Source organism: Streptomyces sp. NPDC047130 (assembly GCF_040643475.1).
Taxonomy (GTDB): Bacteria; Actinomycetota; Actinomycetes; order Streptomycetales; family Streptomycetaceae; genus Streptomyces.
In genome coordinates, this window is record NZ_JBEYUK010000031.1 from 50,161 (window position 1) to 70,716 (window position 20,556).

Consider the following 20,556-nt stretch of genomic DNA (forward strand, 5'->3'; position numbering starts at 1 on the left):
CTGCGGATTCTTCCATCCACACATGATCCGCCGGACAGAACCTAGCCGTCCTGCCGTCCGCCGGCCTGCGCCAGCGGTTCGGCCGCGGCCGCGACCGTCCCGCCGCCACCGGCCACCGGCTCCGGGGCCGCCGGGGCGGGAGCCGAGGACTGGGCGACCAGCGCGCCGACGAGCACCAGCACACCACCCGCGATCTGCACCGCCCCCAGCTGCTCCCCGAGCAGCATCCACGCCGCCACCGCGGCCACCACGGCCTCCACGCAGGCGACCACGCCCGCGACGGCCGGCGACAGCCGGCGCACCGACACCACGCCGGTGACGTACGCCAGCACCGTCGCGACCAGCACGATCCACAGCAGCAGCGCCCAGGCCGGCGCCCCGCTCCCGTCCATGTCGACGGACCGCGTCAGCACAGCCCAGTCCATGCCCCACGGCCGGGCGACCACCGTCATCGTCAGACAGCCGACCAGCAGGCCGAAGGAGATCATCCCGAGCGGGTCGGGCGCCTGCCGCCCGGCGCCGGAGCCGTGGTCGGCGAGGACGAAGTAGGCGACCTGGCAGCAGGCCGCGCCGAACGCCAGCAGCAGCCCGAGGGCGTCGAAGCCGAGACCGGCCCAGATCTCCACCACGCAGCCCAGGCCGGCCACCGCCAGCACCACGCCCAGCGCGGCCGCGCGGCCGACCGGCCGGCGCTGCACGAACCGCACCCAGCCCAGCACCAGGGCGGGCGCCAGGTACTCCACCAGCATGGCCACGCCGACCGGGATCCGGGAGATGGAGGCGAAGTAGCAGGCCTGGACGCCCGCCACCGCGAACATCCCGAACCCGAGGAGCATCAGCGGCCGTTGCCGCACCAGCCCGCGGTGCCGCCAGGCCACCGGGAGCAGCACCAGCGCCGCGCCCGTGATCCTCAGCCAGGCCACCTCGAGCGGGTCGAGGCCCGCCTCGATCAGCGGCTTGGCCGCCACACCCGATCCACCGAACGCCACCGCGGAGAGGGCGGCGAGAGCGAGTCCCGCACCCTTCCCGGAACGCACCACACCGATCCCAGAGTCACGCACGTGCACATGATGACAGCAGCCGACAGGACCGTCACCCCGGATGGGTGCTGTCCCATCCTGCGGACCGGCCGCTTCCCGCGTCCCGGTCCACCGGAGGGCGATTGGCCTTGTCGGCGCCGCCGCCGGGGCCGTTACCGTCCTTGCCATGCGTATCCGACTCGTCGACGCCTTCACCGACCGTCCGTTCGCCGGCAACCCGGCGGGCGTCCTCCTCCTCGACCGCCCCGACTCCCGCTCCGGCTTCCCCGACGACGCCTGGCTGCAGAACGTGGCCATGGAGATGAACCAGGCGGAGACCGCCTTCCTCCACCCGCTGCCCGACGGCGGCGACGCGGACTGGGCCCTGCGCTGGTTCACCCCCGCGACCGAGGTCAACCTCTGCGGGCACGCCACCCTGGCCGCGGCGCACGTCCTGCAGACGACCGGCGCCCACCGGGGACCGGTCCGGTTCGCCTCGCGCAGCGGTGTCCTGACCGCCGTGCCCTCCGAGGACGGCTGGATCACCCTCGACTTCCCCACCGCCCCGCTGACCCCCGCGAAGGCGCCGGAGGGCCTCGCCGAGGCCCTGGGCACCGAGCCGCTCACCGTCCTGGACACCGGCCCGAACCTGGGCGACCTGCTGGTGGAGGTCGCCGACGAGCGGACCCTGCGCGGCCTCACGCCGGCCTTCGACGCCCTCGCCCGCTGCTCTGATCGCGGGGTCGTCGCCACCTGCCGTCCCGACGACCCGGCCGCGGGGTACGACTTCGTCTCCCGCGGGTTCTTCCCCGGGGTCGGCATCGACGAGGACCCGGTGACCGGCAGCGCCCACACCGCCCTGGCCCCGTTCTGGTCCGGACGCCTGGGGCCCACCGCCCTCACCGGCCTGCAGGCCTCGGCCCGCTCCGGCCTGGTCCGCACCGAGCTGCGCGGCGACCGCACCCTGCTGACCGGGCGCGCGGTGACCGTCGTCGAGGGGGACCTGCTCGCGTCTCCGCGGTGACGGACCGCGCGGCGATCAGGCGGTGGGCAGCCAGTCCACCCGCCCGGCGAGCAGCGCGTATCCGACGAACGCCCCGACGTCGAGCAGCGTGTGGGCCGCCACCAGCGGCCCCACCCTCCCCCACCGCCGGTACAGCAGCACGAAGACGACGCCCATCACCAGGTTGCCGATGAACCCGCCGATGCCCTGGTAGAGGTGGTACGTGCCGCGCAGCACCGAGCTGGCGGCCAGCGCGGCGACGGGGCTCCAGCCCAGTCCGCCCAGCCGGTGCAGCAGGTACCCGAGCACGATGACCTCCTCGACCACCGCGTTCTGCGCGGCGGACAGGAGCAGCACCGGGAACTTCCACCAGACGTCCGGCAACGCCTCGGGAACGACGGTGAGGTTGAACCCGAGGCCGCGCGCCGCGAGGTAGAACGCGATCCCGGCGCTGCCGATGACCGCGGCGACGACGGCGCCCCGGCCGAGGTCCGACCACGGCCGGGTGCGGTCGAAGCCGAGCGTCCGCAGGCTCCCGCCCTCACGCGTCAGGAAGTGCGCCACCAGCAGCACGGGGACCAGCGCGGAGGCGATCCCGAACAGCTGCCAGGCGAGGTCCAGCCAGGGCCGGCCGGGCGCGGCGGAGGCGTTGAGCGTGGCCGCCTGGTCCTTCAGTCCTCCGGGCCTGGTCAGCGAACCGACGAAACTGATCACCGCCGCGACCGCGCTGGCCCCGAGCGACAGACCCAGCACCAGCAGCGTCTCGTCCCGCAGCGTCCGCCGCGTCACGATCCCGGACCCCGACCCCGTCACTCACGCCTCCGTCAGCCGCACCACCGGCCCCACAGCTTGCCAGAACCGGACGGCACGCCGTCCACCCCCTGCCGGGCCCCGCGCCGGACTACCGGGCGTCCGGCAGCCCCGCGGGCCAGGTGTGGACGGGGTCGCCCTTCCACTGCAGCTCCGCGTACCGCCGTGTCGTCGCGGCCAGCGCCTCCTGCCGGGACAGGCCCCGCTCCAGCCCGGCGTGGAAGGCCGCGGCCTGCCAGGAGGCGCCGTTCACCCGCCGTCGGCAGCGCTCCTCGATCACGCCGAGGTACAGCTCCCGGTCGGCCGGCTCGATCCCCCAGGCCTCCAGGCCCGCGTGGGCCAGCGGGAGCAGTTCCTCGAGGACCAGCGTGACCGCCTCGACCTGCTGCGTGCCGCCGAGCCGCCCGCGCCGCGGCCACTCCAGCCGCGCGTCGATCCCGTAGCGGCAGGCCGTCTCGAAGTTGGCCGCCGCCGCCTCGAACGGCAGACGCGTCCACACCGGCCGCGCCTCCTCGGCCAGCGCCCGCACCAGGCCGTAGTAGAAGGCCGCGTTGGCGACCACGTCGATCACCGTGGGCCCGGCCGGCAGCACCCGGTTCTCGACCCGCAGGTGCGCCGCTCCGTCGGCCACGTCGTACACCGGCCGGTTCCAGCGGTAGACCGTGCCGTTGTGCAGGACCATCTCGGCCAGCTTGGGCGTGCCTCCGGCGTCGAGCACCTCCATCGGGTCCTCGTCGTCCATGATCGGCAGCAGCGCCGGGAAGTAGGTGAGGTTCTCCTCGAACAGGTCGACCACCGAGGACACCCACCGCTCGCCGAACCAGGTCCGCGGCCGCACGCCCTGCGCCTGGAGCTCCGGGGGCCGGGTGTCGGTCGACTGCTGGAACAGCGGCGGCCGCGACTCCCGCCACAGCTCCTTCCCGAACAGGAACGGCGAGTTGGCGCCGATCGCGATCTGCGCCGCGGAGACGGCCTGCGCCGCGTTCCACACGTCCGGGAACCGCTCCGGCGTCACCTGCAGGTGCAGTTGCACCGAGGTGCAGGCGGCCTCCGGGGTGATCGACCGCGCGGTGGTGGTGAGCCGTTCGACCCCGTCGATCTCCAGCGTGAAGTCCTCGCCCCGCGCCGAGACGATCTGGTCGTTGAGCAGTGTGTAACGGTCGACGTCGGAAATGTTCGCGGAGATCAGGTCGTCCCGCTCGAGCGTCGGCAGGATGCCGATCATCACGATGCCGGCGTCGACCTCCCCGGCCTTTCGGTGGGCATATGCCAATGACGTTCGCAGCTCTTCGGCGAGCTGATCGAATACCTGCCCGCCGAGCCGGTGCGGTTCGATGTTGACCTCGAGGTTGAACATCGCGAGTTCGGTCTGGAAATCACGGCTCGCGATCCGTTCGAGCACTTCCGCATTCATCATTCGCGGCATGCCGTCGGACCCTGCGAGATTCAGCTCGATCTCCAGTCCCATGAGATTCTTCGGGCGGTCGAACTGCCTCTCCTTCAGCAACCTCTCAAGACCCGCCAGGCACCGCTGGAGCTTGTCCCGGTAGCGCTGGCGATCGGACAGGTCGAACGACCCTGCCTCGACCTTCTCCCCCATCGCTGCGTCCTCCTCGGATGGGTGGGCCGCCTCTGCGGCCGGTGTCCGTGTGTCTGTCGCCCGGGTCCCTCGTCCGGTCCGCAACTGATGATGCCCGCCCTGGACGATCGATAACGTCCCCATGAGGACCCGACGGCCGTTAGGCTGACCTCCAGCGCCATTCGGCACATTCGTTCGGCATGACCCGCAACGCGGATCACCGGGGTTCGAGCCCCTGGTATTACGGCGGTGAAAACCGGCCGACCCCGCCGCGGACGTCGCCCGAGGTCACTCCCGGCGAACCCTCTCAGAATCGGGATGTAACACCCCGAAATTTCGACGCGAACAAAACTTGCCGTTCACACGGAAAACAGCTAGCCGAAACATCGCGTGAACACGCCTCGTATAAACTGCGCAAACGAGGCGGAGAAGCGCGTGCGCCCACGACCGAGCGGCCCGTCACTCCGGTGACGAACGGGCCGCACCCGGCCCGAGAGGTCCGACCGGTCCGGCGCGGCTCTCCGACCCCCCTCGAGCTGGCAGCAGACAGCGCCCGTCCCACCACCGCCCGCGCGCCACCGTGCCTGTCGAAAGAGAGGCGACCCACCATGCCGCTGCATGTCCCTCCGGCACCTCCCGCCGCCCTGCGCACCGTTCTGGCGGCCCTCGGCACCCCTGCCGCGGTCCGTGATCCACGCACGCCCTCCCTGCGCACCGCCCAGGGACCGCTCAACCCCGAACTCCCGCTTCCTCTCCACGTGTTGGACCGGATCACGCCGGAGGGGGTGCCCGTCGTCCGGCTGGCCGGCTGGCGTTTCCTGATCCGTTCCGGCGACCACGCCGTGGCCGCCGCCGACACCCTGCAGACCTCGGACGGCTGGGCCTTCTCGCACTTCTTCGAGGGCCCGTACGTCACGTCGACCGAACGCGCCCTGCGCCAGGCCGAGGAGGCTCCGCATCCCTACCAGCCGCGGCTGCTCTCCGTCCCCGGCCTGTACATGCTGACCCTCTGGCTGCACGCCGACGTCACGGCGGACGCCGCCGCCGGTCTGCCGGAGGCGCTGGACCTGCTGGTCCCGCTGGCTCCGGCACCGCCGGGCATCGCCAGTCACCGCCCGCACCGGGTGGAGGAACTGCTGCCGCTGCTCACCCGCAGGGGCGGCCCCGCCAGCCCGCCGCCCGCACTGCGCCCGGCGGCCTGACCGGCGCCCTCGTCCCACCGCCCCACCCCGCCCCCGAGGCCCGCCGCCCCGGGGGCGGGGTGCGTCCTGGTCCGAACGGGCCAGGGGCGAACCACCCGGAAAGATCTCGCGAGTTGTCCCGAACCGCCCGCCCGGGTGAGGCGTCCTGAACCGTTGAGGGGGCGTACCGCGAAAACACTGCGGCCCGGCTCCCGCGAGCGCGAGACTTGTCCGCACGAGGTCACCACGGGGGGCTGCGATGTACAGCCGTGACACGGAAGCCGAAGCGACGACCACAGAACGAGAGAACCCCACCATGTGCCAGCACCAGCCGCCGTGCCCGACAGCCGACTCCCCCGACAGGGAATCCGCGCGCCTCGTGGCGCACCACCCCGAGCAGGGCTGGAGCCTCCTGTGCAACGGGGTCGTGCTGTTCGAGGACACCGGGGAGATCCTCCCCGACGGCCGCGTCATCGCTCCGCACAGGTTCGCCACCGCGGTCTGAGGCGCCGCCCACCGGGCGACGTCCCGGTGCCGGGCGACGTCCCGGTGCCGGGAAAGCCGGAGGGCCGGCGACGGCGCGGAGGCGCTGTCACCGGCCCGTTCCCCCGCGACCTGTGTCGCGCGGGGCGGCCGACGCTGGTCGGTCAGTCCTCGTACGCGTCCAGCGGCGGGCAGGAGCAGACCAGGTTCCGGTCGCCGAAGGCCTGGTCGATGCGGCGCACCGGCGGCCAGTACTTGTCCGGCATCGACACGCCGCCGGGGAAGACCGCGGTCTCCCGGTCGTAGGCGTGCGTCCACTCGCCGGCCAGCGTGCCCGCGGTGTGCGGGGCGTTGCGCAGCGGGTTGTCCTCGGCCGGCCAGGCGCCGGAGCCGACCTTCTCGATCTCCGCGCGGATGGCGATCATCGCGTCGACGAACCGGTCCAGCTCCGCCAGGTCCTCGGACTCGGTCGGCTCGATCATCAGCGTGCCGGCGACCGGGAAGGACATCGTCGGGGCGTGGAAGCCGTAGTCGATGAGGCGCTTCGCCACGTCGTCGACGCTCACGCCCGTGGCCTTGGTCAGCGGACGCAGGTCGATGATGCACTCGTGCGCGACCAGCCCGCCGGGGCCGGTGTACAGCACCGGGTAGTGCGGCTCCAGCCGCTTGGCGACGTAGTTGGCGGCCAGGACTGCGACCTGGGTGGCGCGCTTGAGGCCCTCGCCGCCCATCAGCCGGACGTACGCCCAGGAGATCGGCAGGATCCCGGCCGAGCCGAACGGCGCCGCGGAGATCGGGCCGACGCCGGTCTCCGGACCGGCGGCCGGCTGCAGCGGGTGGTTCGGCAGGTACGGGGCGAGGTGGGAGCGCACGGCCACCGGGCCGACGCCCGGACCGCCGCCGCCGTGCGGGATGCAGAACGTCTTGTGCAGGTTGAGGTGGGAGACGTCGCCCCCGAAGTGGCCCGGCTTGGCGAGGCCCACCAGCGCGTTGAGGTTGGCCCCGTCGACGTACACCTGGCCGCCGGCCTCGTGGACCTGCGCGCAGATGTCGGCGACGTGCTCCTCGAAGACACCGTGGGTCGACGGGTAGGTGATCATGAGCACCGCGAGCTCGTCCCGGTGCTTCTCGATCTTCGCCCGCAGGTCCTCCACGTCGATCTCGCCGTTCTCGGCGGTCCTGACGACGACCACCTTCATGCCCGCCATGACGGCGCTGGCCGCGTTGGTGCCGTGCGCGGAGGAGGGGATGAGGCAGACGGTGCGGTCCAGGTCGCCGTTGGCGCGGTGGTAGCCGCGGACCGCGAGCAGACCGGCCAGCTCGCCCTGGGAGCCGGCGTTGGGCTGCAGGGAGACCTTGTCGTAGCCGGTGACCTCGGCGAGGCGGTCCTCGAGCTCGTGGATGAGCGACAGGTAGCCCCCGGCCTGCTCGGCCGGCGCGAACGGGTGCAGCGCGCCGAACTCGGGCCAGGTGACCGGCTCCATCTCGGTGGTCGCGTTGAGCTTCATGGTGCAGGAGCCCAGCGGGATCATGCCGCGGTCGAGCGCGTAGTCCCGGTCGGCGAGGCGGCGCAGGTAGCGCAGCATGGCCGTCTCGGAGCGGTGCTGGTGGAACACCGGGTGGGTGAGGTAGGCGTCGGTCCGCAGCAGACCGGTGGGCAGGCCGTCCCCGGCCGTGCCGTCCAGCGCCTCGACGTCGCCCTCGACGCCGAAGGCGGCCCAGACCCTCTCCAGCTGCGCGCGGCCGGTGGTCTCGTCGCAGGCGGCGGAGACGTGGTCGGCGTCGACCAGCCGCAGGTTCACGCCCCGCTCACGGGCGGCGGCGACCACCTCGGCGGCCCGGCCCTCGACGCGCGCGGTGACGGTGTCGAACCAGGCCTCGGTGACGACCTCGACCCCGCCGGCCTTCAGGCCCGCGGCGAGGAGGTCGGCGTACCGGTGGACGCGCTCGGCGATCCCCTTGAGCCCGCCGGGGCCGTGGTAGACGGCGTACATGCCCGCCATCACGGCGAGCAGCACCTGGGCGGTGCAGATGTTGCTGGTCGCCTTCTCACGGCGGATGTGCTGCTCACGGGTCTGCAGCGCCAGGCGGTAGGCCCGGTTGCCGTCGGCGTCCTGCGACACGCCCACCAGGCGGCCGGGCAGGTTGCGGGCGAACTGCTCGCGGACCGCCATGTAGCCGGCGTGCGGGCCGCCGAAGCCCATCGGGACGCCGAACCGCTGGGTGGTGCCCACCGCGATGTCCGCGCCGAGCTCGCCGGGCGACGTCAGCAGGGTCAGGGCGAGCAGGTCGGCGGCGACGGTGACGACCGCGCCGAGCTCGTGCGCCTGGTCGATCAGCGGCTTGATGTCCCGCACCGCGCCGGAGGCGCCCGGGTACTGGACGAGCACGCCGTTGATCTCGCGCCCGGCGACCTCGGCGGGGATGCCCTGCGACAGGTCGGCGACGACGACCTCGACCCCGGTCGGCTCCGCACGGGTCTCGATGACGGCGATGGTCTGCGGCAGCGCGTCCGCGTCGACCAGGAACAGGCCGTTCTTCTTCTTGCCGACACGGCGGGAGAGCGCCATCGCCTCGGCGGCCGCGGTGCCCTCGTCCAGCAGGGAGGCACCGGAGGTCGGCAGGCCGGTCAGGTCGGCGACCATGGTCTGGAAGTTGAGCAGCGCCTCGAGCCGCCCCTGGGAGATCTCCGGCTGGTACGGCGTGTACGCCGTGTACCAGGCCGGGTTCTCCATCACGTTGCGCAGGATCACCGGCGGCGTGAAGGTGCCGTAGTAGCCCAGGCCGATCATCGAGTCGAGGACCTGGTTGTCGTCGGCAAGCCGGCGCAGCTCGGCCAGCACCTGGGCCTCGCTCCGCGCGCCCGGGAGGTCGAGGGCGTCGGCGTTCTTGATGACGTCGGGGACCGCGGCGGCGGTCAGCTCGTCGAGCGAGCCGTAGCCGACCTGGGCGAGCATCTTCGCCCGGGCGCCCTCGTCGGGGCCGATGTGACGCTGCTCGAAGGGGATGCCCTGCTCGAGGGCGGAGAGCGGGGTGCGAGGGGCGTTCATAGGCGGAGGCCTCCTGGTCTTGCGCGACCTTCGGGGGGCACCACGGCGGTGGGGTGCCCGACGGCCTCCCCCTCTGTCATCACGACCTGAGAGCTTCACCGGCCGCCCGAGGACGCCCGGCTTTCACCGTCGGTGAGAGCGGCGCTGCGACCGGGGTCACGGGCACCGCTCTGCTTTCCAGAGTGACCTCGTCCGCGCGGTACGGGGGCCTGAGAGATTCCGGGGAGGAGTTGCTCCTTCGGCGCCTCCGAAGGCTCTCGGAGGACTCTCCCGCGCGGGGTCGGCAGCCACTGACCAGCCTACCAGCGAGGTACCGGAGCGGACCCTCGAGTGGCCGCCGCCCGCGAAGTGCACTTGGGTGGTGCCGACGGCTGCGCTGCGACAGTGAGCTGCGACCAGAAGGAGGGAACGTGCACACGGACATCGATCCCCGGAACCTCATAGGCCGCAAGGCATTCGACTGCGACGGCAACCGCATCGGCACGGTCGACGAGGTGTACCTCGACGACGCCACCGGTTCGCCCGAATGGGCGGCGATCCGGACCGGGCTCTTCGGCCGCGACGTCTTCGTCCCGCTGGAGACCAGCGAGCTGGTCGACGGCGCCCTCCGCGTCCCCTACGGCCGGGCCCACATCAAGGACGCCCCCGGCTACGGCGTCGGCCGCCACCTCTCCCCCGAGCAGGAACTCTCCCTCTACCGCCACTACGGCTTCGACGTCGAACCCCCCGCCCCGCTCCCCGACCGGGACTTCGGCCACCTCCCGGACCCGGAGGACGCCTGACGACCGCCCACCCTCACCACAGCGCTCAAGCCGCCGGCCACTCAGGCCCGCTCCCGGCCGCAGCGGGACCGTGCGCTGCGGGACCGTGCGGACCGGCGCCGTGCGGCCGAGCGCCGTGCGGCCGGGCCCCGGAAGACCCGGGCCCCGACGGCTCGGGCAGTTCACGCCCCGCGGCATCGCGCTCCGACCCCCCGCGCTCCGGCGGCTCAGGCACCGGCGGCCCCGACGCCGACGGCTCGGACCCCTCCGGTTCCGGTTCCGGTTCCGGTTCCGGTTCCGGTTCCGGTACCAGCGGCAGCGGGTCCGCGGGCTCGAGGTCCGCGTCGTCGACGGCGAAGGTCCGCACCCGACCCGGCACGGGCGAGTACGGCGTCTCGAACCGCACCGTGACCCGTCCGAGCCCGCTGCCCTGCACCCACCCGTGCCCGTGCGCCGCATGCCGTACGTCGTGCCCTGCGGTCCATCTCCGCACCGGGCGTTCGACGGACGGCTCGCGCCCCGGCAGGGACCGGTGGGCCACCTCGGCCGCACGGGCCTCCGCCTCCTCCGCGGCCGGCCCGGTGTGCGCGGCGTCCCGTGCCTCCTCGGTGGCCTGAACCGTCTGCGCGGCCTGCGCGGCCTGCGCCGCCTGGGCGAAGAGGTCCTCCTGCGTGAAGTCGGCCAGCCCGGAGACGCCGACGCCCAGCAGCCGGACCCCGCCCGTCGTGTCGACCCCCTCGAGCAGCCGCGCCGCCGCCTCCTGGACCACCGCCGGGTCGTCGGTGGGACCGCGCAGCGTCTCCGAACGGGTCAGCGTGGAGAAGTCGTACCGCCGCACCTTGAGCTGGATGGTCCGCCCCGAGTGCCCGCCGGCCCGCAGCCGCCGCACGCAGCGGTCGGCGAGCCGCTGCACCTCCATCCGGATGCGCACGCGGTCGTGGATGTCCACGTCGTAGGTGTCCTCCACGGACACCGACTTGGTCTCCCGCTCGGCCACCACCGGCCGCTCGTCGTGCGCCAGCGCCATCGCGTGCAGGGCCTGCCCGTGGGCCTTGCCCACCAGCCGCACCAGTTCGTCGACGCCCGCCCCGGCCAGCTCCCCCACCGTGGTGATCCCGGCGCGGCGCAGGTGGTCCCCGGTGGCGGGCCCCACGCCCGGCAGCGTCCGCACCGGCATCGGCGCGAGCAGCTCCCGCTCGGTGCCCGGGGTGATCAACACCAGGCCGTCCGGCTTGGCCTCCTCCGAGGCGATCTTGGCCAGCATCTTGGACGCGGCCAGCCCCACCGACCCGGTGAGTCCGGTGACCGCGCGGATGTCCTCGCGCAACCGCTCACCGGCGCGCCGCGCGGAGGCGGTGTCCCAGGCGACCCCGCCGGCCTCCAGGTCCACGAAGGCCTCGTCGAGGCTGAGCGGCTCCACCAGGGGCGAGAGGGCGCGGAGCAGCGCCATCACCCGGTCGCTGATGGAGCGGTAGAGCGAGAACCGCGGCGCGAGATAGGCGGCGTTCGGCGCCAGCCTGCGGGCCTGGGCCATGGGCATCGCCGAGCGCACCCCGAAGACGCGGGCCTCGTAGGAGGCGGTGGCCACCACGCCGCGCGGACCGAGGCCGCCGACCACCACCGCCTTGCCGCGCAGGCTCGGCTTGGACGCCTGCTCCGCGGAGGCGAAGAAGGCGTCCATGTCGAGGTGGAGAATCGTCGGCGCGGACCTCACACCACCGATGGTGCCGCACGGCACCGACAGTGCGGCCTCCGGTCCGGTCTCAGACCGCCCGGTTGCCGCGCCGCCGCGCCAGTTCGTCCGCCGGGTTGTGCCCGATCAGGGTCTCCCCGGTGTCCACGCGCTCGCCGTGGAGCTGCGAGAGCGCCGTCTCGACGTCCCGCCACACCACCCCGACGGCGATGCCGAAGATGCCCTGGCCGCCCTGGAGCAGCGCGTGCACCTCGTCCGGCGAGGAGCACTCGTAGACGGTGGCCCCGTCGCACATCAGGGTCATCCCCTCCAGGTCCCGGAACCCCTGCTCGCGCAGGTGCTGGACCGTGGTGCGGATGTTCTGCAGCGACACCCCGGTGTCGAGGAACCGCTTGACGATCTTCAGGACGACGACGTCCCGGAAGCTGTAGAGGCGCTGGGTCCCCGAACCGTAGGCCGGCCGCACGCTGGGCTCGACCAGTCCGGTGCGCGCCCAGTAGTCCAGCTGGCGGTAGGTGATCCCGGCCGCGGCGCAGGCCGTGGGCCCGCGGTAGCCGACCTGCTCGGACGTCGTCTGCGCCCCGCCGAGGCCACCCGCCTCGGCCGCCGAGCGCTGCGGCGCATACCCGGCCGCGTTGCCGTGGGGCCGATACGGACCGCTGTCGCCCGGGACACGTCCCGGTGCGCCGGCCGTATCGTCGCCGCTCATTCTCACGCCGACCTCCGTCCTAGACCTGCCATCCAGACGGTAGGCAGTCGTCAGGGGTGCGTCAACGATCGCCACACTCGCCACGCCGAGTGATAATCACCTTGCGAGTGGTTTTCCGTGCCCCGTCCCGGGGAAAGGCTAGCCGAATGCCCTCCGTCCGGGCGGCAGGACCGCGGCATGAGGCCCTGGCAATTGCCGACGCGCCGGCCGCGAGCGGCCGGCGCGTCATCGGACTGCCGGGGAACCTACGGTTCGGGTCACTGGTTGCTGGTGCCGAAGTCCTCGGGAGAGATCTGGTCGAGGAACTCCCGGAACTTCTCCACCTCGTCCTCCTGCTCGTCGGGGATCGCGATCCCCGCGTCGTCGAGCACACCGTCGCTTCCGTAGATGGGCGTGCCGGTGCGCAGGGCGAGCGCTATGGCGTCGGACGGGCGGGCGCTGACCTCCACCCCGCTGGCGAAGACCAGCTCGGCGAAGAACACGCCCTCACGCAGGTCGGTGATCCGCACCTCGGTGAGCTCCTGGCCCACCGCCTCCAGCACGTCCTTGAAGAGGTCGTGCGTCAGCGGTCGTGCGGGCACCATGCCCTGCTGGGCGAAGGCGATCGCCGTCGCCTCTCCCGGTCCGATCCAGATGGGAAGGTAGCGATCGCCCCCCACTTCGCGCAGGAGCACGATCGGCTGGTTGGAGGGCATTTCGACCCGGACACCTACGACATCGAGCTCGTTCACACAGCAACCCTAGGCCGTGCCCGCACGGTTTGGGTAGTCGGGCAGGGCATGGGTGGATTGAGGCAGGTCAGGACAGGCGTACGCCGAGGGCCGTCTGCACCAGGGCGGAATGCAGGCGGGTCGTCAGCCCGGCCAGCTCCCGGGCCCTGACGCGCGCGTCCTCCCGGGTGTCCGGGTTGGGGTGCTTCCTCAGCGGGGCGACGACCTGGTCCACCAGCCCCGCGTCGCGGTCCGCGGCGGTCTTCATCGCCCGCAGGTGGCGCGGTTCGATGCCGAACGTGGCCATCTCCGCGAGCAGGGTCGCCACCGTGACGGCCGCGGCGTCGTAGCCGCCCTCGGGCAGCGGCTCGATCAGCCCGTAGGCCTCCCAGGCGGCCAACTGCTCCTCGTCGGTGCCGGCCGCGGCGAGGAGCTCGTCCCGTCCGATGCGGACGGCCGGGGCCTCCTCGTGGTCGGCGTCCTGATCGAGCGGATCGGGCCGGTACTCCTCCGGCTCGCCCGCCGTGAAGGCCCCGTCGAGAGGATTGGCGGCGTCCTGGTCGCGGTCGGCGCTCTCGAGGACGTCCAGCCGCTCACGGATGACCTTGAGCGGCAGGTATCCGTCCCGCTGCATCCGCAGGACCCGGGCCAGCCGCTCGACGTCCCCGGCACTGAACTTGCGGTACCCGGCGGGAGTGCGCCGGGGATCGACCAGTCCCTCGGACTCCAGGAAGCGGATCTTGGAGATGGTGACTTCGGGAAACTCGTCGCGCAGCAGGCTCAGTACCGTGCCGATGCTCATCAGTCGGCCTGCCGCGGTGGCGGCGCCGGTTACGGCGCCGCCACTCGGTGGTTCAAGCATGGACCTTCCCTGGAGTTGCCTCCGGACCGGTCCGGAGGGTCAGACGCTCCGCTGGCTCGCGTAGAAGACCAGGCGGTACTTGCCGATCTGCACCTCGTCACCGTTGGCCAGAGCGACCTGGTCGATGCGCTCCCGGTTCACGTAGGTGCCGTTGAGGCTGCCGACGTCCGCCACCGTGAAGGTGCCGTCCGGGCCGCGGCGGAACTCCACGTGGCTGCGGGAGACCGTCACGTCGTCCAGGAAGATGTCGCTCTGCGGATGACGACCCGCCGTCGTCAGGTCGGCGTCCAGCAGGAAACGACTGCCGGAGTTGGGGCCGCGCCGGACCACCAGGAGGGCCGAGCCGGCAGGCAGCGCCTCGACCGCGGCCTGAGCCTCGGGCGACAGGGCCGGGATCTGCGTCTGGCCGGTGGCCTCCGGGTCGTACGACTCGATGCCGGAGATGGAGATCGTCGACGTCGTCTCGGAGGGGCGCTCCGGGACACCGGCCCTGAGCGGCGCCCCGCAGTGCGAGCAGAAGCGGCTGTTCTCCGCATTGCGGTTGCCGCACCGCGTGCACACCAGGGCCGACATGGACGGATCCTTCTGCTGCGGCTGCCCCGCCGCCGATCCCGACGGGTCCCCGAAACCTATGCGGGCCGCCTGGGCGGGGTCAACGGCCGACGCGCCGTGCCCCCCGGAAGTGCCACCCTCCGGACCAGCGACCTGGTCCCGGTAGAGCGGCCGGTTCTCTGCGTCGGAACCCTCGCGATGGCGGCCCGTCTCGCTGCCGCCCTCTCGCGCACTCTTGCCGAACAACTTCGCAAACAACTTCACGGGCGATTCCCCTTGACCGAAACAGACCCGCCCGTGGGGCAGGACGAACCCTGACTGCACCGACCGACCGACCCGGACGTCTTCACAACGTCCGTCTCCGCCATACAGTTTCCACCACACACCACTTCTTCGGCGCGCCGACCCCCCGCGACCCGACGTCCCGTCGGAACGGAGCGCCCCGAGCCCCGCCTCACCGGGCCGACGACCGAGCGTAGTCAGGCCGCTTCGCCCCTCGCAAGGCATCCACGACGATCTTCGTACGACGCTCCACGATGACGGTGGCCTGCTCCTTCTCCAGAGTCTGCACCACGCCTCCCGGGATGTTCAGCGCGGGCTCCAGATCCTGCGGGTTCCCGATGACCTTGAAACGATACGGAGCGGCGATCTTGTTCCCGTCGACCGACACTCCGGCGTCCCCGTCCGGGCGCTCCGTCAGATAGGTACTGGCCACCACCCGGACACCGTTGAGCTGGATGGCCTCCGCGCCGGCGGCCCGCAGCTCCTGGACCGCGTCCAGCAGCTGGTCGGCTCCGACACCGTTCTGCGGATCCTCGACCGTCACCGAGATGCCCGGCCCCTCGGCCGCGACCGTGCCGGCCAGCACACCGAGCTGCCGCTCCTTGGCGAGCGTCTGGCGCCGCGCCTCCTCCGCCTGGTCGGAACTGTTCTCCAGCTCCGACCGCTGGCCCTCGAGGTTCTGCTGCTCCTCCTCGAGCCGCGCCGTCCGGTCGTCGAGCTCGTCCAGGATGCGGACCAGGTCCTCCTGCCGGGCACCCCGCAGCGCGGTGTCGCCCGAACTGTGCGAGGCGACCTGCACCGCCAGCCCGAACCCCAGCCCGAACAGCAGCAGCGCCACGATGAGCTGGGCCCGGCTCACCCTGGGCGGCCAGAGGCTCTGTGCCAGGCGTTGACGGCCCGTCAGGCCCGCCGGAGCCTCTTCCTCCGCCTCGTCCGGCGGAACGGCCGTGGCGGGCCTCTCCTCGGGCAGCTCCTTGCGCAGCCGGTGGCCCGGCCCCTCTGCGCTCCCGCCGGCTCCCGGCAGGCCCTCGCGCCTCTCCTCGTTCATCGCCTCACGCCCTGAAGACGTGCCGGCGGATGGCCGCGGCGTTGGAGAAGATGCGGATGCCCAGGACCACCACGACACCGGTCGACAGCTGCGCGCCCACCCCGAGTTCGTCGCCGAGGAAGACGATCAGCGCGGCGACGACCACGTTGGACAGGAACGAGACGACGAAGACCTTGTCGTCGAAGATGCCGTCGAGCATGGCCCGCAGTCCCCCGAACACGGCGTCCAGCGCCGCCACCACGGCGATGGGGAGGTACGGCTCGACGGCGACGGGAACCTCGGGCCGGACCAGCAGGCCCACCACGACTCCCACCACGAGGCCAAGTACGGCGATCACGATGTGCCCTTCCCGCTGTTCGGCTGTTCAGCCTCTGCTGGTTCCGATGTCTGTGCCGGCTTGGCCGTCCGAAGGATCACGCTGGGGGCGGCGGGCAGCCGCAGGTCCTCCTCGACCGAGATGGCCGTGCGGATCCCGTAGTTCTCCTGCAGCGCGTACAGGTAGAGGCCGTCCGCGCTGTCCTGGAAGCGGGTGCTGAGCGGTTTTCCGTCCCCCACCGCGAGCACCGTGTACGGCGGCGCCAGCGGCTTGTTGTCGACCAGTATCGCGTCGCCGGCCGCCCGGATGGCGGACAGGGCGGTCAGCCGCTGCCCGTTGACGGAGACGGCCTCGGCGCCCGACTCCCACAGACCGTTGACGACCCGCTGCAGGTCCCGGTCACGGACCCTGCCGGTGTCCGAGAACCCGCTCGAGCCCCGCTGCTCGCCGTCGTCACCGGTACCGGAGCCCTCGGCGTCGTCGACGACCAGCTTGACACCCGGACCGTGCACCGGGACGGCTCCGGCCAGGATCTGGACGGTCTCCAGGCGTTCACCGCCGCCGCCGTGCTCCCGCAGCGCCTCGCGCTGACGCTCGCCGACCTCGGCCCGCAGCCGGTCGACGTTCGCCTCCAGCCGGTCGGCCCGCTCGGTCTGCCGCTCGATCCGGTCGATCAGCTCCTCCCGTTCCCGCGCGACCACCGGAGCGTCCTCCCGGGCCTGGGCCGCCCCCAGCGTCACCACCAGGGCCGCCAGGACCAGCCCGGCGGCGAGGCCCAGCTTGGCCTTGAGCGTCTTCGGCATCCCGCCGCCCTCGCCGCGCTTGCGGGCGGCGGCCTCCGCGTAGCCGTCGTCGAGGCTGTGATCCATGACGTTGGTGAGCAGCGACATGGAGGCATCCGGGCGCGGAGGGCGATCGGGAGTGCTCCGAACGGGGGGCTGCTGCGGCATGCCGCACATCGTCGCATGCCGGGCCCCTGTACCACGAATGGCCCCACCGGCGTGCCGGACGGCCCCCGCGGCGGGGGCCGTCCGGCACGCCTGGCGGGATTCCCGGTCAGTGCCCGGCACCCTCCACGACGGTGCTCCACTCGTCGAGCAGGGCCTGCGCCGAGGCGTCGTCGGGTCCCTCCGCCCACAGGTGGGTGACGGCTTCGGCCGGGTCGGGCAGCACCAGCACCCAGCGGCCGTCCGCCTCCACGACCCGCACGCCGTCGGTGGTGTCGACGAACCGGTCGCCGGCCGCCTCGACCACCCGGCGCATCACGAGGCCCTTCACCGCCCACGGCGTCGCCAGGTCCCGCTTGAGCACGTGGGCCCGCGGGATCCGCGCGTCGATCTGGCTCAGGGTGAGCTGCGTCCGCGCCACCAGGCCGATCAGGCGCACGAAGGCCGCCGTGCCGTCGAAGACACCGCTGAACTCAGGGACGATGAAACCGCCCCGGCCGTCGCCGCCGAAGATCGTCGTCTCCTCGCGTCCGACGCGGGTGAGGTCGTCGGGCGAGGTGGTGGTCCATTCGACCTGGGTGCCGTGGTACGCCGCGACCTGCTCCGCGATGCGGGTGGTGGTCACCGGCAGCGCCACCCGGCCGCTGCGGCGCTCGGCCGCCACCAGGTCCAGCATCACCAGCAGCGCGCGGTCGTCCTCCACGATCCGGCCCTGCTCGTCGACGAGCGACAGCCGCTCGCCGACCGGGTCGAAGCGCACGCCGAAGGCCGCTCGCGAGGAGGCGACGATCTCGCCGAGCCGCTTCAGCCCGTCCCGCCGCATCTCCGCGGTCTCGGTCGGGCGTGCCTCGTCGAGGCCCGGGTTGATGGTCAGGGAGTCGACGCCCAGCTTCCCGAGCAGGCTCGGCAGCACCAGGCCCGCGCTGCCGTTGGAGGCATCCACCACGACCTTCAGACCGGCGTCGGCGATACCGCTGGTGTCGACGTTCCGCAGCAGCGACCCGGTGTACGAGTCGAACGTGCTCGACGGGAAGTGCAGGTCACCGATCTCGCCGGGGAAGGCACGCCGGTACTCCTGCCGCGCGAAGACGCGGTCCAGCTTGCGCTGCCCCGCCTGCGACAGGTCGGCGCCCTGGCTGTCGAAGAACATGATGTCGACCGAGTCCGGCACACCGGGCGTCGTCCGGATCATGATGCCGCCGGCACTGCCCCGCGCCGTCTGCTGCCGGGCCACCGGCAGCGGCACGTTCTCCAGGTCGCGGACGTCGATGGCGCTGGCCTGCAGCGCCGAGATCACGGCCCGCTTCAGCGCCCGGGCGCCTCGCGAGTGGTCGCGGGCGGTGGTGACCGTGGCGCCCTTCTTCAGGGTCGTGGCGTACGCACCGGCAAGCCGCACGGCGAGCTCGGGGGTGATCTCCACGTTGAGGATGCCGGAGACACCGCGGGCGCCGAACAGGTGCGCCTGGCCTCTGGACTCCCAGATGACCGAGGTGTTGACGAAGGCGCCGGCCTCGATGGTCTTGAACGGGTAGACCCGCACATTGCCCTGGACGATCGATTCTTCACCGATCAGGCACTCGTCACCGATGACCGCCCCGTCCTCGATCCGGGCGGCCCGCATGATGTCGGTGTTCTTGCCGACCACACAGCCCCGCAGGTTGCTGTGCGGCCCCACGTACACGTTGTCGTGCACCACGGCCTTGTGCAGGAAGGCGCCGCTCTTGACGACCACGTTGGAGCCGACGACGGTGTGCTCCCGCAGCTCCGCGCCGGCCTCGACCTTGGCGTAGTCGCCGATGTAGACCGGCCCCCGCAGGACGGCGTCGGGGTGCACCTCGGCGCCTTCCGCGACCCAGACGCCCGGGGAGATCTCGAAGCCGTCGATGTCGACGTCGACCTTGCCCTCGAGAACGTCGGCCTGGGCCTTCACGTAGCTCTCGTGGGTGCCGACGTCCTCCCAGTAGCCCTCGGCGACATAGCCGTAGATCGGCTTGCCTTCCTTCATGAGCTGCGGGAAGACGTCGCCCGACCAGTCCACCGGCACATCGGGCTGGACGTAGTCGAAGACCTCGGGCTCCATCACGTAGATGCCCGTATTGACGGTGTCGGAGAAGACCTGGCCCCAGGTCGGCTTCTCCAGGAAGCGCTCGACCTTGCCCTCGTCGTCGACGATGGTGATGCCGAACTCCAGCGGATTCGGCACACGCGTCAGACAGACGGTGACGAGCGCGCCCTTCTCCTTGTGGAAGTTGATCAGCTCGGTCAGGTCGAAATCGGTCAGGGCGTCACCGGAGATCACGAGGAAGGCATCGTCCTTGAGTGCATCTTCGGCGTTCTTGACGCTTCCCGCGGTGCCGAGCGGCTTTTCCTCGTTGGCATAGGTGAGCTCCATACCGAGCTCTTCGCCGTCACCGAAGTAGTTCTTGACCAGTGAGGCCAGGAACTGGACGGTGACCACGGTTTCGTTGAGCCCATGCCTTTTCAGCAGCCGCAGAACGTGCTCCATGATCGGCCGGTTGACCACCGGCAGGAGCGGTTTGGGCATGCTCGAGGTCATGGGGCGAAGGCGCGTGCCTTCGCCTCCGGCCATCACGACGGCCTTCATGTCGGAAGCGTCCTCCTCTGACAGACGACGGGGAACCGACTTCCTCCGGCCGCACGCCCCCGCATGACGCGGACACGGGCCACCCGGCCCCGAAGGGCCAACTCAGCGGCGAGTTCAGTCGGTAGTGGCCATGGTGTCCGCGCGAACAAGGCGTCGGACCTGCACCACGTAGAGGACTCCTGCCCACCAATACAGGGTTGTACCCCACCCCGCGAAGGCCCAACCGAAAACCGCCGCGAGGGAGGCCGGCCACCCGCTGCCATCACTCAGCAGAAGGAGCGGGAAGGCGTACATCAGATTGAACGTCGCCGCCTTGCCCAGGAAGTTCACCTGGGGCGGCGGGTAACCGTGCCGGCGGAGGATCAGCACCATCACGGCGAGAACGACTTCCCGGGCCAGGAGCACGAGCGTCAGCCAGAGGGGCAGGATTTCCCGCCAGGTGAGGCCGAGCAGGGTGGAGAGGATGTACAGCCGGTCAGCGGCGGGGTCCAGCAGTCGGCCGAGGCTGCTGATCTGGTTCCAGCGCCGCGCGAGCTTCCCGTCCAGGTAGTCGGTGACACCACTCAGCGCCAGCACGAGCAGCGCCCACCCGTCACTCTTCGGGCCGCCGAACTCGGGCCGCAGAATGAGCCACAGGAACAGGGGCACGCCGAGAAGCCGCGCCATGCTGAGAATGTTGGGGATGGTGAGCACCCGATCCGTCTGGACGCGGGTCTCCTGGACCTCCACCCGGGGGCCTCCTGTGGGGATACGTGTCAATGATGCGATCGAACCTTACCGCCAGGCCCTCCGTCCGGACGCGGAGGGGTCCGGACGGTTCGCCGGCCGGCGTCGGCCGGCAACGAAAATCACCCGGAAATGCAGAAAGCCCCCGCACCATAACGGTGCGGGGGCTTTCCCAATAATTGTTCGGCGGCGTCCTACTCTCCCACAGGGTCCCCCCTGC

Annotated in this window: 18 protein-coding genes and 1 riboswitch; of the genes, 4 read left to right on the plus strand and 14 right to left on the minus strand. The window is 71.9% G+C overall.

Annotated features, from left to right (window positions below; all coding sequences use genetic code 11):
• Positions 1-41: 41 nt before the first annotated feature.
• The gene (locus ABZ836_RS27130) at positions 42-1,061 is read right to left on the minus strand and encodes an EamA family transporter (protein WP_356139101.1); all 1,020 of its coding nucleotides are present in this window, start codon (positions 1,059-1,061) and stop codon (positions 42-44) included.
• A 145-nt stretch (positions 1,062-1,206) separates the two neighbouring features.
• Here ABZ836_RS27130 and ABZ836_RS27135 point away from each other — a divergent pair, with 145 nt between their 5' ends.
• Positions 1,207-2,043, plus strand: a complete 837-nt coding sequence (locus tag ABZ836_RS27135) for a PhzF family phenazine biosynthesis protein (protein WP_361146390.1) — start codon at positions 1,207-1,209, stop codon at positions 2,041-2,043.
• A gap of 15 nt (positions 2,044-2,058) precedes the next feature.
• Here the strand turns inward: ABZ836_RS27135 and ABZ836_RS27140 are convergent, their stop codons facing one another.
• Both ABZ836_RS27140 and ABZ836_RS27145 read right to left on the minus strand, forming a co-directional pair.
• On the minus strand, positions 2,059-2,811 hold the full coding sequence (locus ABZ836_RS27140; protein ID WP_361146393.1) for a type II CAAX endopeptidase family protein: 753 nt from the start codon (positions 2,809-2,811) through the stop codon (positions 2,059-2,061).
• A 112-nt stretch (positions 2,812-2,923) separates the two neighbouring features.
• Positions 2,924-4,432, minus strand: a complete 1,509-nt coding sequence (locus ABZ836_RS27145) for a glutamate--cysteine ligase (protein ID WP_361146396.1) — start codon at positions 4,430-4,432, stop codon at positions 2,924-2,926.
• A gap of 587 nt (positions 4,433-5,019) precedes the next feature.
• On the opposite strand from ABZ836_RS27145, the gene ABZ836_RS27150 reads away from it, so the two are divergent.
• Together ABZ836_RS27150 and ABZ836_RS27155 are read left to right on the plus strand one after the other, a co-directional pair.
• Positions 5,020-5,613: a hypothetical protein gene (locus ABZ836_RS27150; RefSeq protein WP_356139109.1), complete on the plus strand. Its 594-nt coding sequence runs from the start codon at positions 5,020-5,022 to the stop codon at positions 5,611-5,613.
• A 295-nt stretch (positions 5,614-5,908) separates the two neighbouring features.
• Positions 5,909-6,097 carry a DUF5999 family protein gene (locus ABZ836_RS27155; RefSeq protein WP_166023944.1) on the plus strand — a complete coding sequence of 63 codons (189 nt, stop codon included), beginning with the start codon at positions 5,909-5,911 and terminating at the stop codon, positions 6,095-6,097.
• A 142-nt stretch (positions 6,098-6,239) separates the two neighbouring features.
• Here ABZ836_RS27155 and gcvP read toward each other — a convergent pair whose 3' ends face one another.
• Positions 6,240-9,125 (minus strand): aminomethyl-transferring glycine dehydrogenase, encoded by a 2,886-nt coding sequence (gene gcvP, locus ABZ836_RS27160; protein ID WP_361146399.1) that lies wholly within the window; start codon positions 9,123-9,125, stop codon positions 6,240-6,242.
• Between the two features lie 187 nt (positions 9,126-9,312).
• A riboswitch (glycine riboswitch) is annotated at positions 9,313-9,408 on the minus strand.
• Between the two features lie 127 nt (positions 9,409-9,535).
• Here gcvP and ABZ836_RS27165 point away from each other — a divergent pair.
• Positions 9,536-9,907 carry a PRC-barrel domain-containing protein gene (locus ABZ836_RS27165; protein ID WP_356139113.1) on the plus strand — a complete coding sequence of 124 codons (372 nt, stop codon included), beginning with the start codon at positions 9,536-9,538 and terminating at the stop codon, positions 9,905-9,907.
• Positions 9,908-9,932: 25 nt separating this feature from the next.
• Here ABZ836_RS27165 and ABZ836_RS27170 read toward each other — a convergent pair whose 3' ends face one another.
• The 10 genes from ABZ836_RS27170 to ABZ836_RS27215 form a co-directional block, all read right to left on the minus strand.
• Positions 9,933-11,600, minus strand: a complete 1,668-nt coding sequence (locus tag ABZ836_RS27170) for a DNA polymerase IV (RefSeq protein WP_361146402.1) — start codon at positions 11,598-11,600, stop codon at positions 9,933-9,935.
• Between the two features lie 49 nt (positions 11,601-11,649).
• Positions 11,650-12,294, minus strand: coding sequence for a MerR family transcriptional regulator (locus ABZ836_RS27175; RefSeq protein ID WP_356139117.1), 645 nt, complete (start codon positions 12,292-12,294; stop codon positions 11,650-11,652).
• Positions 12,295-12,545: 251 nt separating this feature from the next.
• Positions 12,546-13,019, minus strand: coding sequence for a bifunctional nuclease family protein (locus ABZ836_RS27180; RefSeq protein ID WP_356139119.1), 474 nt, complete (start codon positions 13,017-13,019; stop codon positions 12,546-12,548).
• 67 nt (positions 13,020-13,086) lie between these two features.
• Complete coding sequence (locus tag ABZ836_RS27185; protein WP_356139121.1) at positions 13,087-13,860, minus strand: MerR family transcriptional regulator; 774 nt, start codon at positions 13,858-13,860, stop codon at positions 13,087-13,089.
• A gap of 39 nt (positions 13,861-13,899) precedes the next feature.
• Positions 13,900-14,736 (minus strand): FHA domain-containing protein, encoded by an 837-nt coding sequence (locus ABZ836_RS27190; protein ID WP_361146413.1) that lies wholly within the window; start codon positions 14,734-14,736, stop codon positions 13,900-13,902.
• 130 nt (positions 14,737-14,866) lie between these two features.
• The gene (locus ABZ836_RS27195) at positions 14,867-15,742 is read right to left on the minus strand and encodes a DUF881 domain-containing protein (protein WP_356139123.1); all 876 of its coding nucleotides are present in this window, start codon (positions 15,740-15,742) and stop codon (positions 14,867-14,869) included.
• A gap of 4 nt (positions 15,743-15,746) precedes the next feature.
• Entirely contained in the window at positions 15,747-16,079 is a 333-nt protein-coding gene (locus tag ABZ836_RS27200; RefSeq protein ID WP_108956887.1) for a small basic family protein, read from the minus strand.
• Positions 16,076-17,017: a DUF881 domain-containing protein gene (locus ABZ836_RS27205; RefSeq protein ID WP_356139125.1), complete on the minus strand. Its 942-nt coding sequence runs from the start codon at positions 17,015-17,017 to the stop codon at positions 16,076-16,078. The genes ABZ836_RS27200 and ABZ836_RS27205 overlap by 4 nt, the downstream gene beginning before the upstream one ends.
• Before the next feature lie 97 nt (positions 17,018-17,114).
• A complete protein-coding gene (locus tag ABZ836_RS27210; protein WP_361146409.1) occupies positions 17,115-19,610 on the minus strand; it encodes a mannose-1-phosphate guanyltransferase in 2,496 nt (831 codons plus the stop codon).
• A 114-nt stretch (positions 19,611-19,724) separates the two neighbouring features.
• Complete coding sequence (locus ABZ836_RS27215) at positions 19,725-20,339, minus strand: CDP-alcohol phosphatidyltransferase family protein (protein ID WP_356139129.1); 615 nt, start codon at positions 20,337-20,339, stop codon at positions 19,725-19,727.
• Between the last annotated feature and the right edge of the window lie 217 nt (positions 20,340-20,556).